This window comes from Parasphingorhabdus sp. (assembly GCF_039982415.1).
Classification (GTDB): Bacteria; Pseudomonadota; Alphaproteobacteria; order Sphingomonadales; family Sphingomonadaceae; genus Parasphingorhabdus.
Genome location: NZ_JBDWYL010000001.1, coordinates 241,453 through 267,244, shown reverse-complemented (window position 1 = coordinate 267,244; position 25,792 = coordinate 241,453). Strand labels below are relative to the sequence as shown.

Sequence of the window (25,792 nt, the reverse complement as noted above, 5' to 3'; positions counted from 1 at the left end):
AACATTAAACCTAGACCTGCTCCACCAGGCCCAATGCGCATAACTCGGTTAATCGAGCCAATACAATAGCTTCGCTGTCACCTTCATCTTGCAGATCAAATTGATCAGTAAGCCGCCGCACAATATCTTCAGGCCGCACAATATCCTCGCGCATAACCTCCAATATGGCGGGAACCGGATCGGCTACCATATGTGTGATCCCAGATGATTTTTGAAAAATCAGGGTCATGCTGTCCAGTTCATGCTGGATCAGCCCGTTTGGGTCAGCGGCGCAATAATATTGGCTCATGGCGATATTCACTATTCCTGATCATGACAAGTCATTGAGAACATGTCGGTCTAATAGCATGAATATGTTAATAAGCCTTGGCTTTGAAGCCGAAAACCGTTTTCCAGTCTAGCGTGGCATTTGCAAGGATGCGTAGCAGGTAAAACCGCTTTGGCCAGATTGAAGACGGCGAATATAATTCACATAAGCCTTTGATTGCTCGTAAGAAGTTCCAGGCAAAGATCGTCCGTTCATAGCGCGCTTCACTTCTTCTCCGGTAAAATTGCGTCCGGCTGGCGGAAAGGCACCTGGAGTATCTGGAGACACAATGCGGCCGTCAGCGCCGATATAGCCGCCGCCGGCATGATTGCCTGGCACAGGAATTTCGCAATTGAGAACCGATCCAGCGGTTTGAGCAAGTGCTGGCTTAATACTCACGACTGCAGATGCTGTCACTGCCCCCATCATCAAAGCCCGCCTACGCGTGACGTTACTTGCTTGAAGTGAATCCTCATCCGAATCCACCGGTTTGTCATTCTGACTTGATGATTCCGTCATGGTCTAAATTCCTCTATATGCGGCCCTTAGACCGGAAAACGCTTAAAAGCGAGTAAACTGTCACCCTATGCAATAGTCGTCCATATTCGGGACATTCCGGCCAGATTGTTTAACGCTGCGGCGTTTCACAGTAGTGTAAACATTCTCTGCAATGCCCAATCGTGATATAGGCGTTGCTGTTTTCGAGAAAACCCGCCTAAACATAGCGCAGCTTTGCAACATTTTCGGATCTCATGAATTCTACTTCGCCCTTTCGTCTCATCTTCTCGATCTTACTGGTCGTCGCCGGTGCAGTATGGGCTGCGCAAACATCAGCTGCACTCACCAAAATTGTGATCATGTCGGCATTTGGGATTGTGGCGCTCGCAATTATCGCTTTGGAAGAAAAATCTCCTAAGCAACCCGACCCAACCAGTTTAGAACGTCAAAAAAAGCGCTTAATATATCAAGGCCGGGCAGAAGCATATGAGGATGTCATCACTCCCATTACCGACCCGATATTGCTTATTCGCAACGCAAAAGTGGCGGCGGCTAATCCCGCGGCAAAGAGGTTTCTCGGTGATCATATCATCGGCGAAGATGTTCGCGTTGCTATTCGTCATCCAGCGGCGGCCGACCGGCTGGCCAACCCAAGTGCCGAACATACCGGAGAACCGATATTATTGGTGGGTGTGGGCAGCGCTGATCAAAGATGGGAGTTACGGATTCACGCGTTAGATGATGGCTTGAAACTGGTTCAACTGTCAGATCAAAGCAGCCGCTATGCTGCAGAGAGAATGCGCACGGATTTTGTGGCCAATGCGAGCCACGAGCTGCGTACCCCGCTAGCCGCTATCAAGGGTTTTGTTGAAACGCTGGAAAATCCGGAAGCTGGCCGCGACAATGATACGCGCGCGCGCTTTCTTCAGATCATGTATCAAGAAGCCGACCGGATGCAGCGGCTCGTCGAAGATCTCATGTCTCTTTCGCGCATTGAAGCCGAAAAATATCAGCTTCCTTCAGAAGCGGTGGATCTTGCCAAGCTGGTCACGGACGTCAAAGACGTGTTTTTAAATGGCCGCAATATCAAGAACCAGGATTTCATCATCTCCTTGCCTGAGCAAACTTCAATGATTCAAGGTGACTATGGTCAATTGTCGCAACTGCTCCACAATCTGGTAAGCAATGCTTATAAATATGGTCGCAAAGGCAGCCCTGTCTCGGTTGCCGTCGAACCCAATCGCAATAATTCCATGTTGCGCTTATCGGTCACGGATCAAGGGGATGGGATTTCTGCGGATCATCTTCCGCGGCTCACCGAACGGTTTTACAGAGTGGACAAAGGGCGCAGCAAATCCATCGGCGGAACCGGCCTCGGGCTTGCTATTGTGAAACATATTACCGAGCGTCATGGAGGACGACTGGAGATATCAAGCGAGATTGGCTTGGGCACCACAGTCACGGTATTTCTTCCTGCCGTGAAATCTGATGTCACATAACTGTAACAAATTTGTAATCAATAGGACATTGCGGACTCTTAAATGACGGCTACGAGGTCGAAAAGAAGAAGTGATTCTCGGCCATGTTTCACCACTCCAAAAGAAAACGGGGACATTCAAAATGTTTAAGAAAATCGCTCTATTGGCGGTCTCAACTTTAGCACTCGCGGCCTGTCAGGATCAAGCTTCTGGCGGACAAGGCGGTACGCGCGGAGAAATCCGTATCGTAGGCTCTTCAACTGTATTCCCATTTGCAAAGGCGGTTGCAGAACAATTTAGCGCAGGTGACATGAACACCTCACCGATATTAGAATCAACCGGAACTGGCGGCGGAATGAAATTATTCTGCGCTGGTGTTGGTGCAAACACACCCGATATTGCCAATGCATCGCGCCGGATGAAAGCGTCCGAATTTGAAATGTGCAAAGAAAATGGCGTGACTGATGTGGTTGAAATCCAAATCGGCATTGATGGAATCGCTATCGCGCAAGCCAATGAAGGCCCAGCGATTAAATTGACCCCAGCACAGATTTATGAAGCCATTGCAGAACGGCCTTATGGCAAGAAAAATGAAACCAAAAACTGGTCGGACATTGATCCTTCACTCCCTAATATCGCGATCAGCGTCTATGGCCCCCCTTCCACCTCGGGAACACGTGATGCTCTTACAGAATTAATCATGGAAGTGGGTTGCAAAACAGATGCTGAAACCAAAGCGCTGAAAGAAACCAACGAAGACGAATATGATGCCATTTGTCACGATGTTCGCGCCGATGGTGCCTATATTGACGCCGGTGAAAACGATAATTTGATCGTTCAAAAACTGAAAGCCAATCCAAACAGCCTGGGTATTTTTGGTTATAGCTTCCTTGAAGAAAATACCGATGCAGTCCGCGGTGTTGCTGTTTCTGATGTTGAACCGGTTTATGGTGCCATTGCTTCGGGTGAATATCCGGGTGCACGGCCGCTATATATTTACGCCAAAAAACAACATGTGAACGTAATTCCTGGATTGCAGGAATATGTAACGGAGTTCGTTAATGCTGGCGGCAGCGATGGTTATCTCATCGAAGCCGGTCTTATTGCTTCTCCAGATGATGTTCGGGCACAAATGACCGAAACAGCAAAAGAATTGCCTGTTTTGACTGGCGCTGAGCTGAAGTAAAATATATCGAGGCGCGGACCATTTTTTTGAAACGGTCCGCGCCTTTATAAATCCGGACCTCTTTAAGGATCAGTATAACCACCGTGTCAGGCTCAATCCTCTTCTTACTGATCATTATCTTAGGCGGCATTGCTTGGTTTTTTGGCCGCGTCAAAGCAAGACGTTTCTATACAGAAAGCACCAGCCCGCGCGCCATTCATTCGCGTCCCAACTATCATGGTTGGTATGTTGCGCTTTGGGCCGTTTTTCCGGCATTTCTGTTTCTCACTGTTTGGAATATTACCAGCCCCGCTCTTATCACCGACGCGGCCCTAGCAAGTCCTGCTGCGGAACAGCTTCCACAAGATTCGTTTTCCCGTGGCGCTATTCTGGCCGAAGCAAGATCAATTGCGTCGGGACAACAGGTAAAAGCGTTTAATCCGCTTTCGCAGTCCATGGTAGAGCCTTATAAAACAGCGATTTCATACTATCAGACATTAGGAATGGTCGCGGCGTTTTTGCTTGTTTTTGCTTGCGGTGCCTTTGCATGGTTGCGCATCAAACCCGATCTGCGAGCCCGCACCAAAATAGAGCGGGTAACAATGATGACGCTGCTTCTCGCTTCGTTAATAGCGATCGTTACAACCATTGGTATTTTCGCCTCTCTTATTTTCGAATCTGCGCGATTCTTTTCCATGGTTTCGCCGATTGATTTTCTTTTCGGTACCGAATGGAATCCCAAGGCCGTTGCAGGCCCTCGTGGTGAAACCGGTTTCGGTGCCATTCCGCTATTTTGGGGAACTGTATTTATTGGCGCTATTATTGCGATGATCGTGGCCATTCCCTTAGGCTTGATGAGCGCGATCTATCTTACCCAATATGCCGCACCCAGATTTCGCGCCTGGATGAAACCGATATTAGAAGTATTGGCCGGTGTTCCGACCGTTGTGTATGGCTATTTTGCTGCGCTAACCGTCGCCCCGGCCTTGCGCGATTTTGCAGTTTCTATCGGCATTTCAAGTGCTTCTTCTGAATCCGCACTCGCCGCAGGCGTTGTGATGGGTATTATGATCATCCCATTTGTTTCCTCCATGGCAGACGACAGTATTGCTGCGGTGCCGGGCGCCATGCGCGATGGGTCACTGGCGATGGGGGCGACGAAAAGCGAAACCATCAAGAAAGTGCTTATTCCTGCTGCGCTACCGGGTGTTGTCGGCGGCGTTTTATTAGCCGTCAGCCGCGCCATTGGCGAAACTATGATTGTCGTCATGGCCGCTGGCTTAGCGGCCAATATGACTGCGAATCCGTTTTCCAGCGTTACCACAGTGACCACTCAAATCGTTCAACTGCTCACTGGCGATCAGGAATTTGATAGTCCAAAAACCCTTGCCGCCTTTGCGCTTGGACTGGTGTTGTTCATTGTCACATTGCTGCTCAACCTCGTCGCGCTGAGAGTCGTGAAAAAATATCGGGAAGCTTATGAATAGCAGCGCCACCATGACGGGCAAAAGAGCACCAACCGATTGGCATAGTGATGATATGCAGCGGCGTATCCGCAAGCGCTATGCATCCGAACGCCGGTTTAAAGCGCTGGGCTTGGCGGCGATAATTTTATCCGCCAGCTTTCTCGCCTTTCTGCTTGTTGTCATGGTGGGCAATGGACTGCGTGGCTTCACGCAAACAGAATTACCGGTTGAAATAGATTTTCCGGCCATGACCGGTGGCGCTTCAGCCAACCAGTTTACGGGACCAAATGGGGCAGCAAATTTGCAATCCTTGGGTGTCCGCGACATCGTCAATGCGAGCATAGAAATTCAATATGGAGAAGAAGGTAAGGAGCTGTTTTCCGGCGGTGGGTGGCAATCTGTCAGCAGCCAGATATTGGAGAATCCTGATATTGTCGAAACCAAAACGACGGTCTATTTGCCGGCAGAATCTGAAATTGATGTTGCCTATAAGGGCGATGGCAGCGCGGATGCCGAAAAAATGGTCTCCACCCTGGATGATAAGCTAACAACTGGATTCAATTGGAATTTCTTGAGCAATTCTGATGCAACCGATCCAATGCAAGTTGGAATTTGGGGCGCGTTGAAAGGCTCCTTGATCACCATGTTTATAACCTTGGCAATTGCCTTCCCTGTCGGGGTGTTCTCCGCCTTATATTTGGAGGAATATGCCCCGAAAAACCGGTTTACCGATCTGATTGAGGTATCGATAAACAATCTGGCGGCAGTGCCTTCGATCATTTTTGGCCTGCTCGGTCTAGCGGTGTTTCTGAATATATTCGGATTACCGCGCTCGGCGGCATTGGTTGGTGGCCTAACTCTCGCTTTGATGACCATGCCCGTTATCGTTATCTCAGGCCGCAATGCTGTCAAAGCCGTTCCGCCATCGATCCGGGAAGCGGCTTTGGGTATCGGCGCCAGTCAAATGCAAGTTGTCTTTCATCACGTTCTGCCCCTTGCGCTGCCCGGCATTTTAACCGGAACGATTATCGGTATGGCCCGAGCTCTAGGCGAAACCGCACCGCTGTTGATGATTGGCATGCGGGCCTTTATCGCGACACCGCCCAGCGGGATTGTTGAACCGGCAACGGTTTTACCGGTTCAGATTTTTCTCTGGTCCGATGAGGTTAACCGCGGATTTGTAGAGAAAACATCCGCAGCTATCATTGTGCTGCTCGTCTTCCTTCTCACCATGAATGCGCTTGCGATCTATTTACGCAATCGATTTGAAACCCGCTGGTAGAAACTGATATGACCGAATTGATAGACAGTAATAGCTCGATTGAAAGTCCGAATATGACAGCATCCACTGCTCCCGCTATTTCAGCCGGCGATGGCCCGTTAAAAATGACAACCCGCAATGTGGATGTCTTCTACGGCGACAAGCAAGCGATTAAAGATGTGTCCATTGATGTTACAATGGACAATGTCACCGCATTTATTGGGCCTTCTGGTTGCGGAAAATCTACTTTTCTACGCTGCATGAATCGCATGAACGATACGATTCCTATCGCGCGCGTCACTGGTGAAATTACGCTGGAAGGTGAAGACATATACGCGCCCGATATGGACGTCGTACAATTGCGCGCTCGGGTTGGCATGGTTTTTCAGAAACCCAATCCATTTCCTAAATCCATCTATGACAATATCGCTTATGGCCCTCGTATTCATGGGCTTGCCAACAGCAAAGATGAGTTGGACAATATTGTCGAAACCTCGCTCCAACGGGCCGGTTTATGGGGCGAAGTGCAGGATCGACTGCAAGATAGCGGCACAGCATTATCAGGCGGGCAGCAACAAAGATTATGCATCGCCCGAGCCATCGCGGTTGATCCGGAAGTGATCTTGATGGACGAGCCCTGTTCAGCATTGGATCCGATTGCCACGGCAAAAATCGAAGAACTTATCCACGAGCTACGCGGCAAATATGCCATTGTTATCGTCACGCATAATATGCAGCAAGCAGCCCGTGTCTCGCAACGCACTGCCTTTTTCCACTTGGGTACCCTGGTTGAATATGGCGTAACTTCAGAGATATTCACCAACCCGACTGAAGAAAGAACACGGGATTATATTACCGGACGCTACGGTTAAGCGGCTCGACAAGGGAAGGAACCCGAAAAATGGTCAATAGCGGCACAGAACATACCGTCAAAGCCTTTGACACCGACATTAATGAACTGCGCGGAATGGTTGCAGAAATTGGCGGACGCAGCGAACAGGCCATTGCCAAGGCAATGCGCGCCCTGGAAAAGCATGATTTGAAATTGGCCGCCCAGGTTGTTGAAGAAGATAAGTTGATTGATGAATTGGAAAAACGGATCGACGATCTTACCTTCCAAACCATCGCGCTGCGCGCACCCATGGCTGATGATTTGCGAGAACTCATCGCCACCTTCAAAATTTCTGGTGTTGTGGAGCGGATTGGTGACTATGCAAAGAATATTGCAAAGCGCGTTCCGGTCATTGCCAGCACCCATAAGCTAGGCCCCGCATCGTTACTCCCGTCCATGTCAAATGTAGCCTCGGAATTGGTCCGCGACTCATTGGAAGCTTTTGCGCGCAGAGATGCCGACTTGGCTTTGGAAGTGAGCGAACGGGATCAGGTTGTCGATGATTTCTACACCAGTATTTTTCGTTCGGTCATTACCTATATGATCGAAAATCCAAAAGATATTGGTGAAGCCGCTCATTTACTGTTCATTGCCAAAAATTTGGAGCGCATTGGTGACCATGCCACCAATGTTGCGGAAATGGTCTATTTTGCCGCCAAAGGGGAACCAATGCCCGAACGGGATCGCGGAGAAAACCCAACAGATTTATTGGAAGAGTAAACAACTGAGGAAGGTCAAATGTCCAACGCGACGTTGCTGCTAGTAGAAGATGATGCCGCTTTGGCTGAACTTTTGTCATGGAATTTTAAAAAAGAGGAATATGAGGTCATCCACACAGCAGATGGAGAAGAGGCTTTGTTGCTGGTCAAAGAAAACCAGCCCGACGTTATATTGCTTGATTGGATGATCGAAAATTTGTCAGGCATTGAAGTGTGTCGGCGCCTCCGTCGGTCGCCCGAAACAGCCAATATTCCGATTATCATGCTGACCGCCCGCGGCGAAGAAGAAGACAAGATTCGAGGCTTGGAGACGGGCGCTGATGACTATATCACCAAGCCTTTTAGTCCGCGCGAGTTGGTTGCTCGAGTGAAAGCCGTTTTGCGGCGCGTCCGCCCTGCCCTTGCTGGTGAGAAATTGGCATTTGGTGACCTCGAAATGGATACGGTCGGCCATAAAGTGAAACGCAGTGGCGAAACAGTTCCTCTGGGACCAACAGAATTTCGGCTTTTGCGTCATTTTCTGGAGCATCCCAATTGGGTATTTTCCCGCGAACGCTTGCTCGACAGTGTTTGGGGACAAGATAGCGATATCGAGTTGCGTACGGTTGATGTTCATATTCGCCGTTTGCGTAAAGCGCTTAACGCCAATCAGCGGCCAGATATTATTCGGACTGTCCGATCAGCTGGATATGCATTGGATACCGAAGCCGCGTGATCTTCGGTGCGCTAACAAAGACATAAAAAAGGTCGGCTTAAACCGGCCTTTTTTGCATTGCTGCGATGTTTCTAGAAGGAAATCTGAGCGCGCGCACCGATCACATCAACCGAAAAATCTTCCGGCGCGCCAGCCACAATGCCCAATGCATTGCCGTAAGAGAGGTTCCCGTAGTTTAGCAGGAACCGCACATGATTAATCGGTGTCCAGATTAACGACGCCATATACCCATCTTGCGTGCCGCCTATGATCCCCGCATCTGTTAAATCCAAACGGTCGTAACGAACATTGACTTGCCAAGCGCCCGATCCACCAGAACCAACTGGGTTCTTCACTTTCACGCCTTTAAAGACACCGCCTTTATATTCTCGCTTGTCATCAGTCAGGAACAAGCCGGCTTCAATGGAACCGCCAAAAAATGTTGGATTGGCAAGACCAGATCGACTGACTTTTGCCCAATGGGTTTCGGCGGCAGCATGAAAACGCCCCGCAATTACAGCGCCTTCCAATCCATAGGTAAGCTGTTCCTCAGCATCGATATTGCCGGTGTTGATAAACCGTGTGCTTACGCTGTGAATGAGCGGCCGCTGACGGTAACGGACCGAACCAATCGTATCGCCCAGGTCCATCCAGTGGACAGATCCACCAAGGTGAAGTTGAGCGTCGCCCAGTTTGGGAGCAAAAACAACCCGGCCATCCAATCCGATACTGTCGTTACCAGCGCTCAGATCGTCAATATTGTCTGTAAACACACCGCCCTGCAACAGCACGTCGCCGGCCTTATATTGTGCAGAAATACCAACTTTACGTTCGAAGCCAAAGGCATCGGTAAAAGCTGAACGTTCAATGAAACTCGTGTCATTGCTGCTTGAAATCTCTTCTAGCGATTGGAAGTTATTATGCTGTCCAACCGTGATCGTCAGCCCGCCACTTTTATAGTCGAGATAGGCATCGGTTATTTCTACGCCATCTAACAGATCCGCTTCCAGCTTATAACCAAAACCGCCGGGAATCTTGCCCTGTACGCCCAATCGAACGCGTCGGGCTTCGTTTGAAAAGCCTTCTCCGGGAATGGTTATCGTGGATGGTACGGACGAAAGATTGTTAAAGTCATAGAGGATACGGCCGCGTGGCTTGAAGCTCCATCCATCATCGGTTTTAATTTCGGGCGCCCCCTTAAATTTTATCGACGTTTTCTCTTTTTTCTGTGCGACTTTCTCTACAGCGGCGACCTGTTCGGTTTGTTTCTGCTGAACCGTTTCCACATTGCTAAGCTGCGCTCGCAAATTGACCACTTCTTGCTCAAGTTGATTCAATCGCTCCAACAGTGCAGTTGCCTGCTCACTTGAAATTTCAGCCGCAAATGCCTGTCCTGGGAGCAAAGCAATGGCTGCCGTTCCGGTAACTAAGATAGATTTTAATGTCATCAGTTTCGAATCCTCAAACATGGATTTGGATGTTTGATGACCGCAATATGAGAATTTTATTTCATTTGAATGGCATTAATATTTCACATTTTTTACAATGATCGCCGCTGTCGTCCAGGAAGCCAAATCTGGATTAATCTGTCACCAGTTTCATCAGCCGCCGTTCAAGCGGCGCTAAAATCCCGGCAAGATCATGGCCCCTTTTCAAGATTTGACCATGTTCACCATGAAGGGTCCAAATGCCTTGCTTATTGCGGTTTGCAGGCCGCTTTTCTATGCGCATTTGCGGTCGTTCAGATGCCCGCCGAAACGCTGCAAAAATGGCCGCATCTTTTCCCATATCCATTGCATAGTCCCGCCAATGTCCGGCGGCGACCATGCGGCCATATATGTTCAAAATGCGATCCATTTCCTTGCGATCAAAACCCACTTGGACCGGAAAGGACTTTTTATTCGGAAAATTCGAAACATTAGACGTTTCAGAAGCCATTAAGCGCTGTCTCGCTCGCCTTCTGGATCGTCAGCCTGTGTTTCGTCTCGCCCCTCTGCATAGGCTGCGATGCGCTTTTGGAGCCGCTCCATTTCGCATTGCAAAATTTCCAATTTTTGCGTCGATGGATCGAATACTTCGCTACAGGGCGTTCCGTATGGTGTGAAGTCTTCTTGATATTGTTCAACTTGCACCAAGGTTGGGCGCGCCCTTACGCCGACCATGGTCGCACCTTCCGGCACATCTTGGGTGACGACGGCATTGGCGCCGACACGAGATCTCTTTCCGACCGTTATCGGCCCCAATATTTGAGCGCCAGATCCCAAAATGGCATCGTCTTCGATCGTCGGATGGCGTTTACCCCCAACTCCATTAGCGGGATTGGTACCCCCCAAAGTGACACATTGGTAAATTGTCACATTGTCGCCAATTTCCGCTGTTTCTCCAATCACGGAAAAACCGTGATCGATAAACAGATGGCGGCCAATTTTGGCGCCTGGATGAATGTCGATTGCCGTAAAAAGACGCGAAAAATGATTCACAAACCGGGCGAAGAAATAGAGCTCACCTTTGAACAACCAATGGGCAACGCGGTGGAGACCCAGCGCCAACACGCCAGGGTAGAGCAACACTTCCCAACGCGAACGCGGAGCAGGATCTCGCGCTTTGATGGAATCTAAATATTCACGCAGTTCCCGAAACATATTTTTCTCCGGCGATTTTATAAAGTCTAAACTAAGGATTTGGTGGAAGAAATTCCAGTCCTTTCTTGCAACCTATTTGAAACAAGCTCTTTTCACCGCCAATAACATCGCTATATTGAATGAAATCAAGCTTATTTATCGAAAGGTTAAATCATGTCTAGCTACCTACCCACACTCAAACAGTTGCAATATTTGGTGGCGCTAGAGGAACATGGTCATTTTGGGCGCGCCGCCGAAGCGTGTTATGTCACCCAGTCAACCTTATCTGCTGGGATCAAAGAACTGGAAACGTTGCTCGATGTCATGCTTGTGGAAAGAACGCGGCGAGTCGTCCGTTTTACCGAGCTTGGAAAGCAGATGGTTGAAAAATCCCATCGTATTTTGCGCGAAGCGGAAGAATTGTCCGATATGGCGCGATCTGCCGGTCAACCGCTGGTTGGCGACATTAGAATGAGCGTAATTCCAACCATCGCTCCCTTTTTATTGCCCAAATTGCTCCCTCAATTGCGGAAAGATCGGCCCGAGTTAAAACTCTATCTTAAGGAAGAAACCAGTCAGGCTGCCTGTGACTCGCTGAGCCATGGTTATGTCGATTGTGTTTTGTTGGCGCAGCCATTTTCTTGTGGAGATGTTGAATCAGAGATTTTATTTGATGATGAAATTTTTGTCGCGTTTCCGAAAGACGATCCCCGTGATCCGCCTAATATCGTCGATCCAGCCCTGATCGATGACAGTCGATTGCTTTTGCTGGAAGATGGCCATTGCTTGAAAGATCATGGCCTAGCGGCTTGCAATCGCCCCGAGCTGAGGGCGTCCGCTCGGATGCTGGGAACCTCATTGCATACATTGGTTCAGATGGTCGACAATGGTTTAGGTCTGACTTTGCTTCCCAAAATGGCAATCGATGCCGGCATTTTAATGCACACTGACATTCTGGCACGCCCGATCAAATCGGATCGCGCTGTCCGCAATATTGCGCTTGTATGGCGGAAAAACAGCCCGCGTAAGGATGAGTTTAAACTGCTCGCGGAAATTATGCGCCAAAGTCAAAGCTGGGTGATGGAAAAAGCCGCCTAGTTGCGCCAATTTTGCGCGGCATCAATATCCGATTGCCTTTCATCAACCCATTTTTCAACGCCGTCGGACATAATTTCTTTTTTCCAAAAAGGGGCAACGGTTTTGAGTTGATCCATCAGAAACGAACAGGCTGAAATGGCGGCGTGCCGATGATCGGAACAGACACCAGTTAATACAATTTGATCTCCAATTGCCATTCGACCAACACGGTGGATGATCACCAAGCCGTGAATCGGCCATTTTCCGGTGGCTTGCTTCGCGATTTCGCGCAAAGCTTTTTCAGTCATCGCGGGATAATACTCCAGCTCCAGCGCTTGTAACTGTTTGTCGCCGCGGACCTGTCCCACAAAACTGGACACCGCTCCGCCGCCCAATTCGGATAGCTTTGAAATTTCCAAACCAGCGTCAAAATCGCTTTTCTGAACGGAGATCTTGATCATCCGCCGGTCACCGGAGGAAAAATCGCCAATTCCTTGGCACCCTGTAAACAATGGTCCAGCGATACAAATTCTTGATCTAATGCAAATCTAAGCTTGCCGACATCTTCAAAAATTTCTGAATAGACCGTGCCCAAACTCTGCAGATGCGTAACCAGTTGGCCGATCGTTGTGACCGTATCTGGTAAATGCACCACCTCTTCGTCTCGGCCCAAACGTTCTCTCACCCATGCAAAATAGACAATATTAAGTTCCGTCGTCATTGCTGCGGTCCTTTAGTCCATATGCTTTAAGCCGACCCGGAGATAATCCCAGCCTGTGATCAAGGTTAGTATGGCAGCGGCCCACAAAGTCCAGATACCCACCATTTGGATGAACGGAAATTGCGGTAGCCCACCAGCCAAAATAAGTGCACCGAGCGAAATGAGTTGAAAGGTTGTTTTCCATTTTGCCAATTGCGAAACCGGAACACTGACTTGCAATCCGGCGAGAAATTCTCGCAAGCCGGAAACCGCAATTTCGCGGAGCAAAATGATGAGTGCAGCGATCACATTATAGCCTTCTATATCGCCGGTTGCGCATAAAATAAGTATGACCGACGCGACCATGATCTTATCCGCTATGGGATCGAGAAATATCCCCAGTTTCGATACGGTGCCCTGCGAACGCGCGAGATATCCATCAAAATAATCGGTTATCGCCATAAGGGCATATAAGACCGTCGCCAGTAAATAGCCGAGCTTCCAGTCCGGCCACCACAATAGGCCAACCAGAAACGGCACGGTAAATATCCGCGAGAGCGTCAAAATATTAGGCAGGTTCAACATATTGACCGCTGCCATAACGAGGTTTTGACGAAAGTTAAATCCTATCCGCAACATCTCTTCGATATTGCGCAAATTTTACTCCATTCAACGCCTTGCGCAATCGATCAACATCGCTAGTGTGAAAGTAACTTCATCCCCCTGACTGGCAATCTGCAAAAACGGGAATCTCCATTCATGTCATCTGCTCATCGACTATTGGCAAAACGGCGATTTTGGCCGTTATTCCTGACACAAATGCTCGGTGCTTTTAACGATAATCTCTTTAAGTTTTCGATGGTTATTTTGGTAACTTACGGCATTTACAAAGATCCTGCACAGGATTTTCAATTTAACGCCCTCGCCTCCGGCATTTTCATTTTACCCTTTTTCCTGTTCTCTTCTTTGGCCGGACAATTGGCGGATAATTATGATAAGGCCCGCATTACTCGGCTTGTCAAAACGCTCGAAATCGCCATTGCGATAATCGGCGGACTTGGCCTTTGGTTCCAGTCCATTCCAGTCATGTTGACGGCTCTGTTTCTTCTCGGCCTGCAATCGACATTTTTCGGACCGATTAAATATGCGATTCTTCCCCAGCATCTCGAAAAGGATGAGGTGCTCGCCGGGACTGGGCTCGTCGAAGCCGGTACCTATATCGCGATTTTGGCCGGAACAATTTTGGGCGGAATCATTATCGACCGCGATGGCAATGGCGTCGAGTTCGCGGTTATATCGGTTTTTATCGTCGCCTTAATCGGCCGCTTTAGCGCACAATTTCTTCCCGCAGCTCCGCCCCAGAAAGAAGTCGAAAAAATCGATTTCAATTTCATCCGATCTTCTATCAACCTAATTTCTGCAACATTGCACATCAGGCGCCTCTATCTTGCCATTGTAGCGATTAGCTTTTTCTGGACGATTGGGTCGGTTCTGATCATTCAATTCCCGCCTTTGGTTGAAAATGTCCTGACCGCTACTCCGGCAGTGGCGAGCTTGTTTTTGGGTGTTTTTTCTATCGGTATCGCTGTCGGCTCCATACTCATAAACCGCCTGCTCAAAAGCGAAGTATCAGCACGTTATGCGCCGTTCAGCGTAATCGCTATGGGCGTGTTCGTTCTCATTCTCTTTTTCATCGCTCGCGGATGGGAAGGACTGCCCGACGGACAGCTCTACACGTTTAGTACCTTTATGATGCACGACGGCGCCTGGGCCTTGTTGGGGACATTGGTTGGTGTCTCAGTTTTCGGTGGCATGTTCGTTGTGCCGCTTTATGCCTTTTTGACAACAACGGTGGATATTAGTGAAACTGCCAGAACCATTGCCGCCAATAATGTCGTCAATTCTGGCTGCATGGTATTAGGTGCCCTCGCCGCTTTGGCTCTCAGCCTTATGGGCGTCTCGACAACCGAACAATTGCTGTTGGTTGCGGCAATGTGCGTGGTCGCCGCCTGGTTGGGCCAGCAACTACATTTGGCCTGCGACTGACAGAGTTTTTTAAAAAATGAACAGGTAAAAAGCAGCGAAAAAGGCAGAAAAGCTGAGCATGAATAGGCTTGCATCTTCGCTCAACCCCTTCTTGGCAGGGGCAGCGACCTCTTCCAAAGGCAGCTCATCTGGCCCTATAACGAAAATCTCGCGCGGCAAGCGCAAGCGAAAGGGATGCCGGGATCCTTCATTGTGGAGCACCAATGGACGGTTTCTATTTTGCTTCATGCGATATTGTTAACAATTTGTTAGCCATGAAATCCATAAGAAAATCCTGCTTTTGATCCATTGTCTTAGGATGACACAGCTTTTCACACGCCCAATTGATCGACCATTGCTCCAAAATGGACTAAAATTATCATTGTGTGATCTTTGCAACAGCCCTGATAAATCGGTGAATTTGGGATAAATGCTGTTGATTTCAAACAATTGTTGTGGCAATGGGCCTTTCGTATTGAGTGAAATGCGAAACCCTGAAGGAGCAAATTATGCGTTTCGGTAAAATTGGTATGGCTGCAGTTGCAGCCTCAGCTCTGGTTGCTACACCTGTGCTTGCACAGGCTGTTCAGCCAGTATCTAAAGCTTCTGAAGCTGTTCGTGCTAGTGCATCTGCAGACAAAGAAAACAAGCTTGAAGGCGGATCTGGCATCATCGTTGCGGTTCTCGCAGCTGCTGCAGTAATCGGTGGCATCATCATAGCTGCTGATGGTAGTGACGACACGCCAACCAGCCCCTGAATCTTGGGCTAAACGAATTTAAAATGGCGGCCTTTTGGTCGCCATTTTTTTTGCGCTCTGCTGCAGCCAATCAATCCTTCAGATGGTTGGCAAATATGAAGCAACAAATTTTGGAGCAAGAAATATTCGACGGTTGCACTTAATCAACAGACTTCCCATATCCGGTTTATGACAGAAAATCAGCAGCATGGCATGCAACAATGGCATGGCACCACCATCCTTTCGGTCCGCGTAAACGGAAAAGTCGTCGTTATCGGTGACGGCCAAGTTTCAATGGGGCAAACCGTTATGAAGCCCAATGCCCGCAAGGTTCGTCAATTGCATGACGGTTCGGTTATTGGCGGATTTGCGGGTGCTACAGCAGATGCTTTCACGCTATTCGAACGGCTCGAAGCGAAGCTCGAACGGCATAACGGACAATTGATGCGCGCCGCCGTGGAACTCGCAAAAGATTGGCGAACAGATAAATATTTACGCAACCTGGAAGCGATGATGATTGTCGCCGACAGCGAAGTCACATTGATCCTGACGGGTAATGGTGATGTTTTAGAACCCACCCAAGGCATTGCAGCCATTGGCTCTGGTGGTAATTTTGCGTTGGCTGCGGCCAGGGCTCTGATTGACTATGAAAAAGATGCCGAGACATTGGCGCGCAAAGCCATGGCTATCGCAGCAGATGTTTGTGTCTACACCAATGATCAGGTCACGATCGAACTATTGGATAGCGACAGCTAGCGCTGACGCTTTCACACCAAATCATTTTCACTTGCTCCGGTAAAGGTTTCCCATGTTAGATAATCTCACCCCCAAAGCCATAGTTGAGGCTCTGGACGAACATATAGTCGGTCAAAAAGACGCCAAACGTGCGGTCGCCGTGGCACTGCGCAATCGGTGGCGCCGTCAAAGATTACCCGCTGACTTGCGCGAAGAAGTCACGCCCAAAAATATCCTTATGATTGGGCCGACCGGGTGCGGTAAAACCGAAATATCCCGGCGTTTAGCAAAATTGGCTGATGCCCCTTTCATCAAAATTGAAGCGACCAAATTCACAGAAGTCGGATATGTCGGCCGAGACGTCGAACAAATAGCACGTGATTTGGCCGAAGAGGCCGTCAGGCTAGAGCGGGAACGTCGCCGGTCTGCGGTTAGTGATGCGGCATCCGATGCGGCCATGAAGCGTTTGCTGGATGTTTTATGCGGAGAAAATGCGAGTGAAGCGACAAGAGAAAGCTTCCGTCAGCGGGTTGTCGATAATCATATGAACGACACAGAAATTGAAATTGAAGTGGAAGATACGCCCACCGCACCCATGGATATCCCTGGCATGTCTGGCCAAGTCGGCATGATCAATCTTTCTGACATGATGGGCAAAGCCTTTGGTCAAAATGCCATGAAACGCCGAAAAATGCGGGTGGCTGATGCTTGGGACAAATTGATCGAAGAAGAATCCGACAAGCGTCTCGATGATGATGATATTGCCCGCGCGGCCATTACCGACGCGGAGTCCAATGGCATTGTATTCCTTGATGAAATTGACAAAATTGCGGTCAGCGATGTGCGCGGAGGATCTGTCAGCCGTGAAGGCGTACAACGGGACTTATTGCCGCTGATCGAAGGCACCACCGTCGCAACAAAATATGGACCGATGAAAACCGACCATATATTGTTTATCGCTTCCGGCGCTTTTTCAATTTCCAAGCCCAGCGATATGCTGCCAGAATTGCAGGGCCGGCTCCCGATCAGGGTCGAACTTCGGGCTTTGACGGAATCCGATTTCGTGCGAATTTTGACGGAAACCAAGGCCAATCTACCGAAGCAATATGTCGCTTTGCTTGGAACAGAAGAAGTGACAATTGATATCACCCAGGACGCGATCGAAAAATTGGCGCAAATCGCTGCAAATGTGAACGAAACCGTTGAGAATATTGGCGCCCGTCGTTTGCAAACCGTCATGGAAAAGCTGCTGGAAGATATCAGTTTTGATGCGGAAGATCGCAAAGGTGAAACGATTACAGTCGATGCCGCCTATGTCGACAGCCAGCTATCCGATGTCGCAAAAGACACGGACTTGTCAAAATATGTGCTATAGGGGTGAAGACCGGCAATTAGGCCGACAATAATATTTCATAGGTAAAAATTCTTGTGCACATGTGTAACCATTTGCATATTGAATTCGAACGACCTTCTTTAACCGGCAGGAGTTATATTTTGAAACGAACCGCATCTCTTTTTGCTCTGGCATCCGCGTTGGTCATCGCTGCATGCTCACCCTCTGAAAACGATTCTGATCAAGGCGCTGAGGCAGCCGAGGATATCGAATCCAGTCCGGCCCCTGAAGCAATTGAAACCATAGAAGCCGGGCTCGCCATCGGCGATACAGCGCCATTGGCTGCTACGTTCAATACGGGAGATGGCGAAACCAGTCTTGCTGCAATTTTGGAGCAAGGCCCTGCAGTTTTCATATTTACCCGTTCGGTTGATTGGTGCCCGTTTTGCCAAACCCAATTGAAGGGCGTGAATGCTATCGTTAGCGATCTGGAGGAGCGCGGCTATAAATTATATGGCGTCAGCTACGACAGTATCGAAAGCCAAGATCGATTTTCAAAAAATCAAATGTTGGATTATGCTATGCTTTCCGACGAAAAATCTGCGATGATCGACGCGTTTGAATTGCGCGACCCGCAATATACGGAAGGCAAAGCTGTTGGCGTGCCTTATGCGTCTGTCGTAGTAATTGGCAAAGACGGTAAAATCACTGCCAAGGCAGTATCTGGCGACTTTAAAAAACGCCCGACAAATGAGCAACTTTTGGCGTTGATCGACGCGATCTAATTAGCTTTTAAGGCTTTTTAAACGCCCCTATCGAGACGCAGACAAAGAAGCCGCATCCTTTGAGATTGCGGCTTTTTTATTGCCTTCTGGCAAGACCACTAGCTTCCACTTGGTTGAGTCCTTGAGATATTTTTGCGCCAATTTTTGCACTTGCTCCGGTGTAATCACCGTGTAGTCGGTCAATAAGGTTCGCAAAACCGTGAATTTTTTGGGATCGAAGCTCGCTCCTTCCAACTGACTCATCCAGAAACTATTGCCGCTGCTCGCCCGTGATATCAGTTGGCGCAAAGGTTCAACAATCCGCTTCAACTCATCTGGGCTCACGGGTTTTTCGCGCAAATCTTTCGCAATCAGTTCTGCCACACCATAAAAACGATCGATATTGTCGGGAGTTAACTGGCTGGAGGCACTAATATATCCACCCGTTTCGAAACTGATTGGCCAGCTGTTGATCACTTGCGGACTATAGCTAGCGCCTTCTTTAGATCTCAAAATTTCGAACATACGATCATTAAATATCGAAACCAGAACTTCCAATTTTCGGCTCTCACGAATGTCATCCAAACCGCCGCCGGTTGGCCATGCGATCAAGGCGGCTGCGCGTTCGGCATCCCCTTTGTGTACCAAAATCTCTGGCCCCGCTTTTGGCTTGGGAAACATCGGTGAGTGACCACCTTCGGCTATGTCATTCGATCGCCTTTTGCGTAAAGCACCGAATGTTTTCAAAATCGCTTCGACGGCTTCATCACGATCGAAATCGCCGAATAGCATCAACTCGACTGGTCCGCTTTTTAAAATTGGCTTCCAAAAATTCTTGAAATCCCGGGGGGTTAAGGCGTTAAAATCTTCTTTGTCCGGAGTTTTCCACCGCGGATCTTTGCTTCGCACCAGCCATTCCAAATCGCGTTGCAAAACCGCCTGAGGAGATGCCAAGAAGCTATCATAGCCAATTAATGATGCAGCACGACCTCTAATTACAGGCGCTTTATCCCAGCGGGGATGCTGCAATTTCGCAGCAATCAGATGGAGCTGATCTTTCAAATCCGCCGCGCGAGTATCCGCTTTAATCTCAAATGCGTCATCATCAATTTCAAAGCCCAGAGAGATACGGCGACCGGTTGTGATTTTATCGAGATCATCCTGTCCTAGCTTTCCGACACCACTTGCCATCAAAGCCATTGCGCCGGTCCAAGCCAATCCCTCATCATTCGGATCAAGCCCGCTATACCCTTTTCCAAATCTGGCATTGACCATGATTTTGTTGCGTTCAGCCTTGTTTGGAAAGAGCAATACACGGACACCATTGCTGAGAATAAGTTTCTCCATCTCAAAGCGCCCAATTGTCTCAGCAGACTTTACTTTGCCTTTTCGGCCAATCCGCGGCAGCGCATCAAAGCCGAGATTGGCTTGCTCCACACGGGCATTGCTCGCCGCCTTTACTGTCTGATCGAGCGCGATTGCCAGTTTAGACTTCCCTTCGTCAACAACCGTAGGAGACGTCAGCAAGGCACGGGTAGCGACACCATCAAATAGCTTTTGCGTCGAAGCCAAAAGTCGTTCCGGTGTGTAAAGATCACGCATGTCACGAAAAACATCCAATGCCGTTTGCGGCGTTGCCACCGTCTCACGAATATCCACGGCATTGACAATATCATCAGCCTGTTTGCGCGCAGCCTCAGTTGCATAGCCCTCGACTCCAATCGCCAGCGCGGCATCAAATTCCGATAGTTCTCGGGCAATATCTTCCTGAGATGGCGCATGGGTTGTCGCATCGGCAATCACCGCTCGGACATCTTGCAAAGCCGATTCCCAATCATCACTCAACGGAACAATATTTACAAATGTTCCATCAACCGATCGGCTGACATCCTCCTGGTTGACATTGGCTTGCAAATAGCTGCCGCCTGCCCTGGCCCGCGCCTCCAATCGGCGATTGATCATTTGCAAAGCAAGTAGGTCAATCAACAGTTGCTGGTTATAAGCTATGGTATCATCCACTTGTTCCCAGGGACGTATTGTGGCCATCGATATAAAGCGCGGCAATGTGGGTTCTATCACCACGCGACTGGTGTCCGCACCCGGATTGGGATCGCCGAAATCAGGTGCTTTTCCTGCCTCGCCGCTCCCCTTCCAATCGGAAAAATGCTTCTTTAAAAGCGCTTCAAACTCAGCCGGCTCACCGTCTCCTGCGATCACTACGACGGTGTTTTCTGGCCGGTACCAACGCTGGTGAAAGGATTGCAACATTTGCGGCGTCGCTGCGCTTAACGTTTCTGGCGTGCCAATCGGCGCCCGAATTGCTAGTCTTTGATTGGCGAAAAACAAGGCCCGCGTTGCGTCCTGAACCTTGGTCTGGGGACCTTGTCGCTCTCTGAGTTCTGCCAAAACAACCGGTCTTTCCGCATTGACCGCCTTTGCGTTTAGTCCAGGCGCGCTAATCATTCCGGATAGAATTTTAATACTTTCATCCAAGCTGGTTGGATTGGCATTGGGGAGATCCAACTTATACACCGTCTGTGTAGGCGTGGTCTCTGCATTACTGTCGCTACCAAAAGTTGCGCCCAAGCGTTGCCAAACTCTTTTGGCTTCTCCATCGGGAACAAATTCCGAACCGCGAAAGGACAAATGTTCCATGAAATGGGCGAAGCCTTGTTCATGCTTCTGCTCCATCAAAGAACCGACATCAATTCTGACTCGGATCGAGACCTGGCCCGGAGGCACACCATTATTCTTTACAGCATAGCGTAAACCGTTATCGAGCACCCCAAATGTCCAACTGGTATCAACGGGGACATTGCTGCGCTCATATAACCAAGGTTGCGGTGAGCCAGCTTCCTCGGAAACCGTCGAACTGTCTTGAGATTGCGCCAATGCAGCACCGGACCACAAGGTCATTCCGGAAATAGTCATCAATATGGTGGCAAGGCGGCCAGCAGCGCCGAAAAATTTGTTCATACCGTCGGTATAAGCAGGCCCTATCTTACTGGCCAGTGAATAAACCGCGTCAGACTGATGCAAATTTTGAATTAATTCTGCAAATCATTTCAATCACAGATGCGAATTTTGCCTTGATAGCCGGGCAAAATGGTCCCACATGTGGACCATGCTTATAGAAACAGAAAAAACACCCAACCCGTCCACCTTGAAATTTCTAATGGGCCAGACAGTGATGGCTGATGGTACGCGGGACTTTGCATCGCCAGAAGAAGCAGAAATTTCACCGCTCGCAGAAGCCTTGTTCACACTAGGCGATGTGACCGGGGTATTTTTCGGCGCAGACTTTGTGTCGGTCACGGCCGGACCCGGGTCAGAATGGATGGACGTCAAGCCTCAAGTGCTGAGCATTTTGCTCGATCATTTCTCCGCAGATTTACCGCTGTTTAAACCAGGCTCAGCGGGTGAAATATATATTCCCCCCGAAGAAGAGGTGCATGATGATCCTGAGGATGCAGACATTGTCGCCCAAATCCGGGAATTGATCGAAACTCGGGTTCGTCCTGCGGTTGCAAATGACGGTGGAGATATAGTCTATCGTGGCTTTAACAAGGGCGTCGTCTTTTTGAAAATGCAAGGCGCATGCGCTGGCTGCCCGTCATCCACCGCCACTTTGAAACATGGGATTGAATCACTCCTCAAACATTATGTGCCGGAAGTGATTGAAGTCAGAGCCGCTTAAACCGCCAATTTATGGAAAAGACATGAATCAGCCCCTCGACAAAGCTGCACTCGATCAGCTGTTCAACGATGCCCGTACTTATAATGGTTATCATGACAGGCCCGTTTCGGTCGAGCAGCTCCATGCGATTTGGGACCTTATGAAAATGGGACCAACCAGCGCCAACATGCTCCCTGCTCGCCTGATTTGGTGCCATAGCGAGCAATCTAAACAACAGCTCGCTGACTGTGCCGGAGACGGGAATAAAGAAAAGATCATTGCGGCCCCGGCGACTGTGATTATTGGGATGGATTATAATTTTCACGAACATCTGCCGGAACTATTCCCACATATCGATGCCAAAAGCTGGTTTGAAGGCGATGCTGATGGCCGGGCAGAAGCGGCCATGCGCAACAGTTCTCTTCAAGGAGCCTATTTCATTCTGGCGGCGCGGGCCTTGGGTTTGGATACAGGGCCAATGTCAGGTTTCGACAATGGTGCAGTCGATGCCGCATTTTTTGGTAATCAACCAAGCGTTAAATCGAATTTCATTTCAACTTTGGGCTATGGGGATCCGTCGACAATATTTGATCGCAGCCCTCGCCCCGCCTTCGAAAAATTCAACGCGATCATATAGCAGTTGATCGTTTTTCGATGAGCCACCGTTTTCTCGTTATCGACACCGCAACAACGGCTTGTTCCGTAGCCTTGTTCGAAAATGACAAATTGGTTGCTTCTTATTTTGAAGATATTGGTCGCGGGCATGCAGAGAAGCTCGTTCCAATGATCGCGCAATTGCCGGACAAAGGACGCGCTGACAAAATTTTCGTCAATTGCGGCCCCGGCAGCTTTACCGGCGTCCGCATTGGCCTGTCGGCTGCGAAAGCATTGGCTCTGGCCTGGCAAGCCGAAATTGCGGGCTATCAATGCTTGGCGTTAGTCGCAGCACAAGCATTACAGAACATGACTCAACAAAGCCCGGTTTATGTTGCGATGCTAGGCGGTCATGGCGAGTATTTCGTACAGAATTTTGAAAGCAATGGCCATGCCAGCGACGCGCTTTTGTCGCTGGTCCCGGATGCGGCACAAAAAAACCGGTCAGCGGAATTTTATGCTGGCTCTGCCGCGGCGCAATTGGCAAGCTTAACCGATGATGCCACTTTCGAGACCATTTTACCGGATGCCGCTCAAATTTTGGCCTTGCCGCAAAATTATGAGTATTTACCAACCATACCCATTTATGGCCGGGCTCCCGATGCACAACCGCAAGACTCGACTTGATTCATGAGCAGCTTGTTTTCTCCTCCCCATGACGATCCATCCGCTGTAAACGAGGCATCGATCATTGCATTGGAATATGCAGGAATGGAAAAGTTGAAGCTGGTGATGGCCATCATGAATTCAGCATTTTCCCCGCTTTACGGAGAATCCTGGAACGAACATCAATGCCGGTCCATGCTTTGCCTGCCTGGCACACAATTGATGATAGCCAATATTGAGGATGAATCCTGTGGGTTTGCGATTAGTAGAAGCCTTGCAGGAGAAGAAGAGCTGCTCATGATCGCTGTTAGTCCGCAACATCAAGGGCATGGGATAGGCATTGCTCTTCTTGAACGGCTTCTTGATGATGCCGTGCGCAATGGCGTAAGCGCTGTATTTCTTGAAGTCCGTTCCAACAATCCGGCACAAAATCTCTATCAACGACTGGGGTTTGAGAAAATCGGAACAAGACCGGCTTATTATACGGGCGATAATAAGGAAAAATTTGACGCGATTACCTACAAGAAACAGCTCTAATCCTTAGAGTAACGCAAATACGCCACACTATAAAGTTTGATCATTGATAATCCTCTTATGTCATGTCAGCAGACACGCATAATAAAACTAAAACCATAAAATGGTCGCAAAGAGGTTTATATGACAGAGGAAGAAGTTGCTCTGAACGAGACGCTCATCGCGTTTACGTCAGACATTGTTGCCGCCCATGTCAGCAACAATAGCGTTGCGGTTTCGGATTTGCCGCTGATTATCAACAATGTGCACGGAGCTTTGGCAGGTTTATCACGCAGAGCCGCTGAGCAAGCGCGGCCAGAGCCAGCTGTTGCTATCAAGTCGTCGATCAAGCCAGATTACGTAATCTGTTTGGAAGATGGCAAAAAACTGAAGATGCTGAAACGCCATCTCATGACTCATTATGGCATGACGCCCGACGATTATCGCACCAAATGGGGGCTGCCTAGCAACTATCCCATGGTCGCTCCAAACTACGCAGAACAACGGCGCGAATTGGCAAAAGCGATCGGATTGGGAAAGAAAAAGAAAAAGCCCTAGCCACGATGGGTTCTTGATTTTATTTGCTGAAAATCGCGATTCTGAATCGCAATTTTCCCTTTGCTTTATCGAACACCCAGAATAGAGTGTTGGGTAAATATCAGGACGGAGCAAATGCCAGACAAAATTGATCTTGAGAAACTATGCGCAGAAAAAGGTTTGCGGATAACCGATCAACGCAGAGTTATCGCTCGCGTCATTTCAGAAGCGGATGATCATCCCGATGTCGAAACTTTGCACGAACGGTCATCGGCAGTGGATTCGCGTATTTCCATTGCAACGGTGTACCGGACTGTCCGTCTTTTCGAAGAAGCCGGTATTTTGGATCGTCACGATTTTGGAGATGGCCGGGCCCGTTACGAAGCGGTTCCCGAAGCCCATCATGACCATCTCATTGACGTTGAAACCGGTAAGGTCATCGAATTTGTCGATCCCGAGTTAGAGGCGCTGCAAAAACAGATTGCAGAGAAACTGGGCTATCGTTTGGTCGATCACCGTATGGAGCTATATGGCGTATCCTCTGACCGGAAAGACTGAGACGGAAAAACTGTCTGTCTCAGTTATCGGGATTCTGCTCATCGCTTTGCGGGCCTGTGCCATCGCGTTGACATTGGTCATCTGCTTGCCGCTTCATTATCTGTGGCGGCTATTTCGTTTGCCATCACCATGGCCGCGACTATTTCTGCGACTAGTGGCAACCAATTGCGGTGCCGTAATCAAAACAAACGGTCAACGGCTGAAACATGATGTATTCTATGTTTCCAATCATATTAGCTGGTTCGATATTCCTGTCATAGCAGGCGTAACCGGTTGCACGTTCGTAGCACAGGACGGTATCGCCAGTTGGCCGATCATCGGTTGGTTGTGCCGTATCAATAAAACCATATTTGTTTCGCGAACCGATCGCATGCAAGTGGGCAATCAAATTGATATTATTCGCGAAGCAATTGAAGAAAAATATCCCATCACGGTATTCCCTGAGGGAACGACGACAGACGGTCACAGCCTGTTGCCATTCAAGCCTTCCCTGTTCCAAGCTATGGCACCGCCGCCTAAACCGATCATGGTGCAACCCATGCTGCTCGACTATGGCTCGGTCAGCAGAAATATTGCCTGGGTCGGCGAACAACCGGCAGCGGACAATGCGCTTCATCTTTTCTCACGTTGGGGAATTATCTCGACGACACTACATTTTCTGGAACCTTTTAACCCCGCAGAATTTGGAGATCGTAAGGCCATTTGTGCCGAAGCAGAGCGCAGAATTGCAGACGCGCTTTCCGCTTCCCAGTCCGGAGAGCCCGTTGTATAGGCAG

30 protein-coding genes are annotated in these 25,792 nt (G+C 49.1%); 20 read left to right on the top strand and 10 right to left on the bottom strand.

The genetic code is table 11. The features are described from left to right. Positions 1 to 10: 10 nt before the first annotated feature. Positions 11 to 289 carry an HPr-rel-A system PqqD family peptide chaperone gene (locus ABJU74_RS01300; RefSeq protein ID WP_348385771.1) on the bottom strand — a complete coding sequence of 93 codons (279 nt, stop codon included), beginning with the start codon at positions 287 to 289 and terminating at the stop codon, positions 11 to 13. Between the two features lie 108 nt (positions 290 to 397). Beyond that, complete coding sequence (locus ABJU74_RS01295) at positions 398 to 736, bottom strand: hypothetical protein (protein ID WP_348385929.1); 339 nt, start codon at positions 734 to 736, stop codon at positions 398 to 400. Positions 737 to 1,059: 323 nt separating this feature from the next. On the opposite strand from ABJU74_RS01295, the gene ABJU74_RS01290 reads away from it, so the two are divergent. The 7 genes from ABJU74_RS01290 to phoB all read left to right on the top strand — a co-directional run bounded on the left by ABJU74_RS01290 (position 1,060) and on the right by phoB (position 8,501). Further along, a complete protein-coding gene (locus ABJU74_RS01290; protein ID WP_348385770.1) occupies positions 1,060 to 2,304 on the top strand; it encodes an ATP-binding protein in 1,245 nt (414 codons plus the stop codon). A 121-nt stretch (positions 2,305 to 2,425) separates the two neighbouring features. Further along, entirely contained in the window at positions 2,426 to 3,469 is a 1,044-nt protein-coding gene (locus ABJU74_RS01285; protein WP_348385769.1) for a substrate-binding domain-containing protein, read from the top strand. An 83-nt stretch (positions 3,470 to 3,552) separates the two neighbouring features. After that, positions 3,553 to 4,935: a phosphate ABC transporter permease subunit PstC gene (gene pstC / locus ABJU74_RS01280; protein WP_348385768.1), complete on the top strand. Its 1,383-nt coding sequence runs from the start codon at positions 3,553 to 3,555 to the stop codon at positions 4,933 to 4,935. Between the two features lie 10 nt (positions 4,936 to 4,945). Continuing rightward, positions 4,946 to 6,196, top strand: a complete 1,251-nt coding sequence (gene pstA / locus ABJU74_RS01275; protein ID WP_348385767.1) for a phosphate ABC transporter permease PstA — start codon at positions 4,946 to 4,948, stop codon at positions 6,194 to 6,196. Positions 6,197 to 6,249: 53 nt separating this feature from the next. Beyond that, on the top strand, positions 6,250 to 7,047 hold the full coding sequence (gene pstB / locus ABJU74_RS01270) for a phosphate ABC transporter ATP-binding protein PstB (protein ID WP_348385928.1): 798 nt from the start codon (positions 6,250 to 6,252) through the stop codon (positions 7,045 to 7,047). A gap of 29 nt (positions 7,048 to 7,076) precedes the next feature. Next, complete coding sequence (gene phoU, locus ABJU74_RS01265; protein ID WP_348385766.1) at positions 7,077 to 7,787, top strand: phosphate signaling complex protein PhoU; 711 nt, start codon at positions 7,077 to 7,079, stop codon at positions 7,785 to 7,787. An 18-nt stretch (positions 7,788 to 7,805) separates the two neighbouring features. Next, positions 7,806 to 8,501 (top strand): phosphate regulon transcriptional regulator PhoB, encoded by a 696-nt coding sequence (gene phoB, locus ABJU74_RS01260; RefSeq protein WP_348385765.1) that lies wholly within the window; start codon positions 7,806 to 7,808, stop codon positions 8,499 to 8,501. A 71-nt stretch (positions 8,502 to 8,572) separates the two neighbouring features. On the opposite strand, the gene ABJU74_RS01255 is transcribed toward phoB, so the two are convergent. From ABJU74_RS01255 to epsC, 3 genes are all read right to left on the bottom strand, one after another. Further along, positions 8,573 to 9,928, bottom strand: a complete 1,356-nt coding sequence (locus ABJU74_RS01255; protein ID WP_348385764.1) for a porin — start codon at positions 9,926 to 9,928, stop codon at positions 8,573 to 8,575. Positions 9,929 to 10,061: 133 nt separating this feature from the next. Next, entirely contained in the window at positions 10,062 to 10,418 is a 357-nt protein-coding gene (locus ABJU74_RS01250) for a DUF2794 domain-containing protein (RefSeq protein ID WP_348385763.1), read from the bottom strand. Further along, complete coding sequence (gene epsC, locus ABJU74_RS01245) at positions 10,418 to 11,122, bottom strand: serine O-acetyltransferase EpsC (RefSeq protein WP_348385762.1); 705 nt, start codon at positions 11,120 to 11,122, stop codon at positions 10,418 to 10,420. Before epsC ends, ABJU74_RS01250 begins: the two co-directional genes overlap by 1 nt. Before the next feature lie 153 nt (positions 11,123 to 11,275). Here epsC and ABJU74_RS01240 point away from each other — a divergent pair, with 153 nt between their 5' ends. After that, positions 11,276 to 12,199 (top strand): hydrogen peroxide-inducible genes activator, encoded by a 924-nt coding sequence (locus ABJU74_RS01240; protein ID WP_348385761.1) that lies wholly within the window; start codon positions 11,276 to 11,278, stop codon positions 12,197 to 12,199. Here ABJU74_RS01240 and ABJU74_RS01235 read toward each other — a convergent pair. Genes ABJU74_RS01235 through pgsA form a run of 3 tightly spaced genes read right to left on the bottom strand, consistent with a single transcriptional unit; the run spans position 12,196 to position 13,463 of the window. Beyond that, positions 12,196 to 12,639: a molybdenum cofactor biosynthesis protein MoaE gene (locus tag ABJU74_RS01235; protein WP_348385760.1), complete on the bottom strand. Its 444-nt coding sequence runs from the start codon at positions 12,637 to 12,639 to the stop codon at positions 12,196 to 12,198. The two genes, ABJU74_RS01240 and ABJU74_RS01235, sit on opposite strands and share 4 nt — an antisense overlap. Then, on the bottom strand, positions 12,636 to 12,899 hold the full coding sequence (gene moaD, locus ABJU74_RS01230; RefSeq protein WP_348385759.1) for a molybdopterin converting factor subunit 1: 264 nt from the start codon (positions 12,897 to 12,899) through the stop codon (positions 12,636 to 12,638). Before moaD ends, ABJU74_RS01235 begins: the two co-directional genes overlap by 4 nt. A gap of 12 nt (positions 12,900 to 12,911) precedes the next feature. Further along, positions 12,912 to 13,463 (bottom strand): CDP-diacylglycerol--glycerol-3-phosphate 3-phosphatidyltransferase, encoded by a 552-nt coding sequence (pgsA, locus tag ABJU74_RS01225; RefSeq protein ID WP_348385927.1) that lies wholly within the window; start codon positions 13,461 to 13,463, stop codon positions 12,912 to 12,914. 174 nt (positions 13,464 to 13,637) lie between these two features. Between pgsA and ABJU74_RS01220 the strand changes: the two genes are divergently transcribed. Continuing rightward, on the top strand, positions 13,638 to 14,924 hold the full coding sequence (locus ABJU74_RS01220) for an MFS transporter (protein WP_348385758.1): 1,287 nt from the start codon (positions 13,638 to 13,640) through the stop codon (positions 14,922 to 14,924). Between the two features lie 9 nt (positions 14,925 to 14,933). Here ABJU74_RS01220 and ABJU74_RS01215 read toward each other — a convergent pair whose 3' ends face one another. Further along, complete coding sequence (locus ABJU74_RS01215) at positions 14,934 to 15,152, bottom strand: hypothetical protein (RefSeq protein WP_348385757.1); 219 nt, start codon at positions 15,150 to 15,152, stop codon at positions 14,934 to 14,936. 260 nt (positions 15,153 to 15,412) lie between these two features. Between ABJU74_RS01215 and ABJU74_RS01210 the strand changes: the two genes are divergently transcribed. The 4 genes from ABJU74_RS01210 to ABJU74_RS01195 all read left to right on the top strand — a co-directional run bounded on the left by ABJU74_RS01210 (position 15,413) and on the right by ABJU74_RS01195 (position 18,493). Next, complete coding sequence (locus tag ABJU74_RS01210) at positions 15,413 to 15,661, top strand: hypothetical protein (RefSeq protein ID WP_348385756.1); 249 nt, start codon at positions 15,413 to 15,415, stop codon at positions 15,659 to 15,661. Positions 15,662 to 15,853: 192 nt separating this feature from the next. After that, a complete protein-coding gene (gene hslV / locus ABJU74_RS01205) occupies positions 15,854 to 16,396 on the top strand; it encodes an ATP-dependent protease subunit HslV (protein ID WP_348385755.1) in 543 nt (180 codons plus the stop codon). Positions 16,397 to 16,448: 52 nt separating this feature from the next. Next, positions 16,449 to 17,750 (top strand): ATP-dependent protease ATPase subunit HslU, encoded by a 1,302-nt coding sequence (gene hslU, locus ABJU74_RS01200; protein ID WP_348385754.1) that lies wholly within the window; start codon positions 16,449 to 16,451, stop codon positions 17,748 to 17,750. Between the two features lie 119 nt (positions 17,751 to 17,869). Beyond that, entirely contained in the window at positions 17,870 to 18,493 is a 624-nt protein-coding gene (locus tag ABJU74_RS01195; protein ID WP_348385753.1) for a peroxiredoxin family protein, read from the top strand. Positions 18,494 to 18,520: 27 nt separating this feature from the next. Here the strand turns inward: ABJU74_RS01195 and ABJU74_RS01190 are convergent, their stop codons facing one another. Beyond that, positions 18,521 to 21,511 (bottom strand): insulinase family protein, encoded by a 2,991-nt coding sequence (locus ABJU74_RS01190; protein WP_348385752.1) that lies wholly within the window; start codon positions 21,509 to 21,511, stop codon positions 18,521 to 18,523. Between the two features lie 85 nt (positions 21,512 to 21,596). On the opposite strand from ABJU74_RS01190, the gene ABJU74_RS01185 reads away from it, so the two are divergent. The 7 genes from ABJU74_RS01185 to ABJU74_RS01155 all read left to right on the top strand — a co-directional run bounded on the left by ABJU74_RS01185 (position 21,597) and on the right by ABJU74_RS01155 (position 25,788). Next, positions 21,597 to 22,169: a NifU family protein gene (locus ABJU74_RS01185; RefSeq protein WP_348385926.1), complete on the top strand. Its 573-nt coding sequence runs from the start codon at positions 21,597 to 21,599 to the stop codon at positions 22,167 to 22,169. A gap of 22 nt (positions 22,170 to 22,191) precedes the next feature. After that, positions 22,192 to 22,785 carry a malonic semialdehyde reductase gene (locus ABJU74_RS01180; RefSeq protein WP_348385751.1) on the top strand — a complete coding sequence of 198 codons (594 nt, stop codon included), beginning with the start codon at positions 22,192 to 22,194 and terminating at the stop codon, positions 22,783 to 22,785. A gap of 17 nt (positions 22,786 to 22,802) precedes the next feature. Beyond that, positions 22,803 to 23,429, top strand: coding sequence for a tRNA (adenosine(37)-N6)-threonylcarbamoyltransferase complex dimerization subunit type 1 TsaB (gene tsaB, locus ABJU74_RS01175; protein ID WP_348385750.1), 627 nt, complete (start codon positions 22,803 to 22,805; stop codon positions 23,427 to 23,429). A 3-nt stretch (positions 23,430 to 23,432) separates the two neighbouring features. Next, the gene (gene rimI / locus ABJU74_RS01170; protein ID WP_348385749.1) at positions 23,433 to 23,945 is read left to right on the top strand and encodes a ribosomal protein S18-alanine N-acetyltransferase; all 513 of its coding nucleotides are present in this window, start codon (positions 23,433 to 23,435) and stop codon (positions 23,943 to 23,945) included. Positions 23,946 to 24,065: 120 nt separating this feature from the next. Continuing rightward, entirely contained in the window at positions 24,066 to 24,479 is a 414-nt protein-coding gene (locus tag ABJU74_RS01165) for a MucR family transcriptional regulator (protein WP_348385748.1), read from the top strand. A gap of 114 nt (positions 24,480 to 24,593) precedes the next feature. Then, positions 24,594 to 25,016, top strand: coding sequence for a Fur family transcriptional regulator (locus tag ABJU74_RS01160; RefSeq protein WP_348385747.1), 423 nt, complete (start codon positions 24,594 to 24,596; stop codon positions 25,014 to 25,016). After that, on the top strand, positions 24,988 to 25,788 hold the full coding sequence (locus tag ABJU74_RS01155) for a lysophospholipid acyltransferase family protein (protein ID WP_348385746.1): 801 nt from the start codon (positions 24,988 to 24,990) through the stop codon (positions 25,786 to 25,788). The genes ABJU74_RS01160 and ABJU74_RS01155 overlap by 29 nt, the downstream gene beginning before the upstream one ends. The last annotated feature ends 4 nt before the right edge of the window (positions 25,789 to 25,792 follow it).

Coding starts and splice junctions, on each gene's coding strand:
- moaD (WP_348385759.1), bottom strand. CDS start 12,899: ATGACGACGGAACTTAATATTGTCTATTTTGCATGGGTGAGAGAACGT.
- pstA (WP_348385767.1), top strand. CDS start 4,946: ATGACGGGCAAAAGAGCACCAACCGATTGGCATAGTGATGATATGCAG.
- ABJU74_RS01220 (WP_348385758.1), top strand. CDS start 13,638: ATGTCATCTGCTCATCGACTATTGGCAAAACGGCGATTTTGGCCGTTA.
- ABJU74_RS01290 (WP_348385770.1), top strand. CDS start 1,060: ATGAATTCTACTTCGCCCTTTCGTCTCATCTTCTCGATCTTACTGGTC.
- phoU (WP_348385766.1), top strand. CDS start 7,077: ATGGTCAATAGCGGCACAGAACATACCGTCAAAGCCTTTGACACCGAC.
- ABJU74_RS01285 (WP_348385769.1), top strand. CDS start 2,426: ATGTTTAAGAAAATCGCTCTATTGGCGGTCTCAACTTTAGCACTCGCG.
- rimI (WP_348385749.1), top strand. CDS start 23,433: ATGAGCAGCTTGTTTTCTCCTCCCCATGACGATCCATCCGCTGTAAAC.
- ABJU74_RS01240 (WP_348385761.1), top strand. CDS start 11,276: ATGTCTAGCTACCTACCCACACTCAAACAGTTGCAATATTTGGTGGCG.
- pgsA (WP_348385927.1), bottom strand. CDS start 13,463: ATGTTGAACCTGCCTAATATTTTGACGCTCTCGCGGATATTTACCGTG.
- ABJU74_RS01180 (WP_348385751.1), top strand. CDS start 22,192: ATGAATCAGCCCCTCGACAAAGCTGCACTCGATCAGCTGTTCAACGAT.
- ABJU74_RS01210 (WP_348385756.1), top strand. CDS start 15,413: ATGCGTTTCGGTAAAATTGGTATGGCTGCAGTTGCAGCCTCAGCTCTG.
- pstB (WP_348385928.1), top strand. CDS start 6,250: ATGACAGCATCCACTGCTCCCGCTATTTCAGCCGGCGATGGCCCGTTA.
- ABJU74_RS01165 (WP_348385748.1), top strand. CDS start 24,066: ATGACAGAGGAAGAAGTTGCTCTGAACGAGACGCTCATCGCGTTTACG.
- ABJU74_RS01295 (WP_348385929.1), bottom strand. CDS start 736: ATGATGGGGGCAGTGACAGCATCTGCAGTCGTGAGTATTAAGCCAGCA.
- ABJU74_RS01185 (WP_348385926.1), top strand. CDS start 21,597: ATGCTTATAGAAACAGAAAAAACACCCAACCCGTCCACCTTGAAATTT.
- ABJU74_RS01300 (WP_348385771.1), bottom strand. CDS start 289: ATGAGCCAATATTATTGCGCCGCTGACCCAAACGGGCTGATCCAGCAT.
- ABJU74_RS01235 (WP_348385760.1), bottom strand. CDS start 12,639: ATGATCAAGATCTCCGTTCAGAAAAGCGATTTTGACGCTGGTTTGGAA.
- ABJU74_RS01215 (WP_348385757.1), bottom strand. CDS start 15,152: ATGAAGCAAAATAGAAACCGTCCATTGGTGCTCCACAATGAAGGATCC.
- ABJU74_RS01160 (WP_348385747.1), top strand. CDS start 24,594: ATGCCAGACAAAATTGATCTTGAGAAACTATGCGCAGAAAAAGGTTTG.
- ABJU74_RS01255 (WP_348385764.1), bottom strand. CDS start 9,928: ATGACATTAAAATCTATCTTAGTTACCGGAACGGCAGCCATTGCTTTG.
- tsaB (WP_348385750.1), top strand. CDS start 22,803: ATGAGCCACCGTTTTCTCGTTATCGACACCGCAACAACGGCTTGTTCC.
- phoB (WP_348385765.1), top strand. CDS start 7,806: ATGTCCAACGCGACGTTGCTGCTAGTAGAAGATGATGCCGCTTTGGCT.
- epsC (WP_348385762.1), bottom strand. CDS start 11,122: ATGTTTCGGGAACTGCGTGAATATTTAGATTCCATCAAAGCGCGAGAT.
- ABJU74_RS01250 (WP_348385763.1), bottom strand. CDS start 10,418: ATGGCTTCTGAAACGTCTAATGTTTCGAATTTTCCGAATAAAAAGTCC.
- hslV (WP_348385755.1), top strand. CDS start 15,854: ATGCAACAATGGCATGGCACCACCATCCTTTCGGTCCGCGTAAACGGA.
- hslU (WP_348385754.1), top strand. CDS start 16,449: ATGTTAGATAATCTCACCCCCAAAGCCATAGTTGAGGCTCTGGACGAA.
- ABJU74_RS01155 (WP_348385746.1), top strand. CDS start 24,988: ATGGCGTATCCTCTGACCGGAAAGACTGAGACGGAAAAACTGTCTGTC.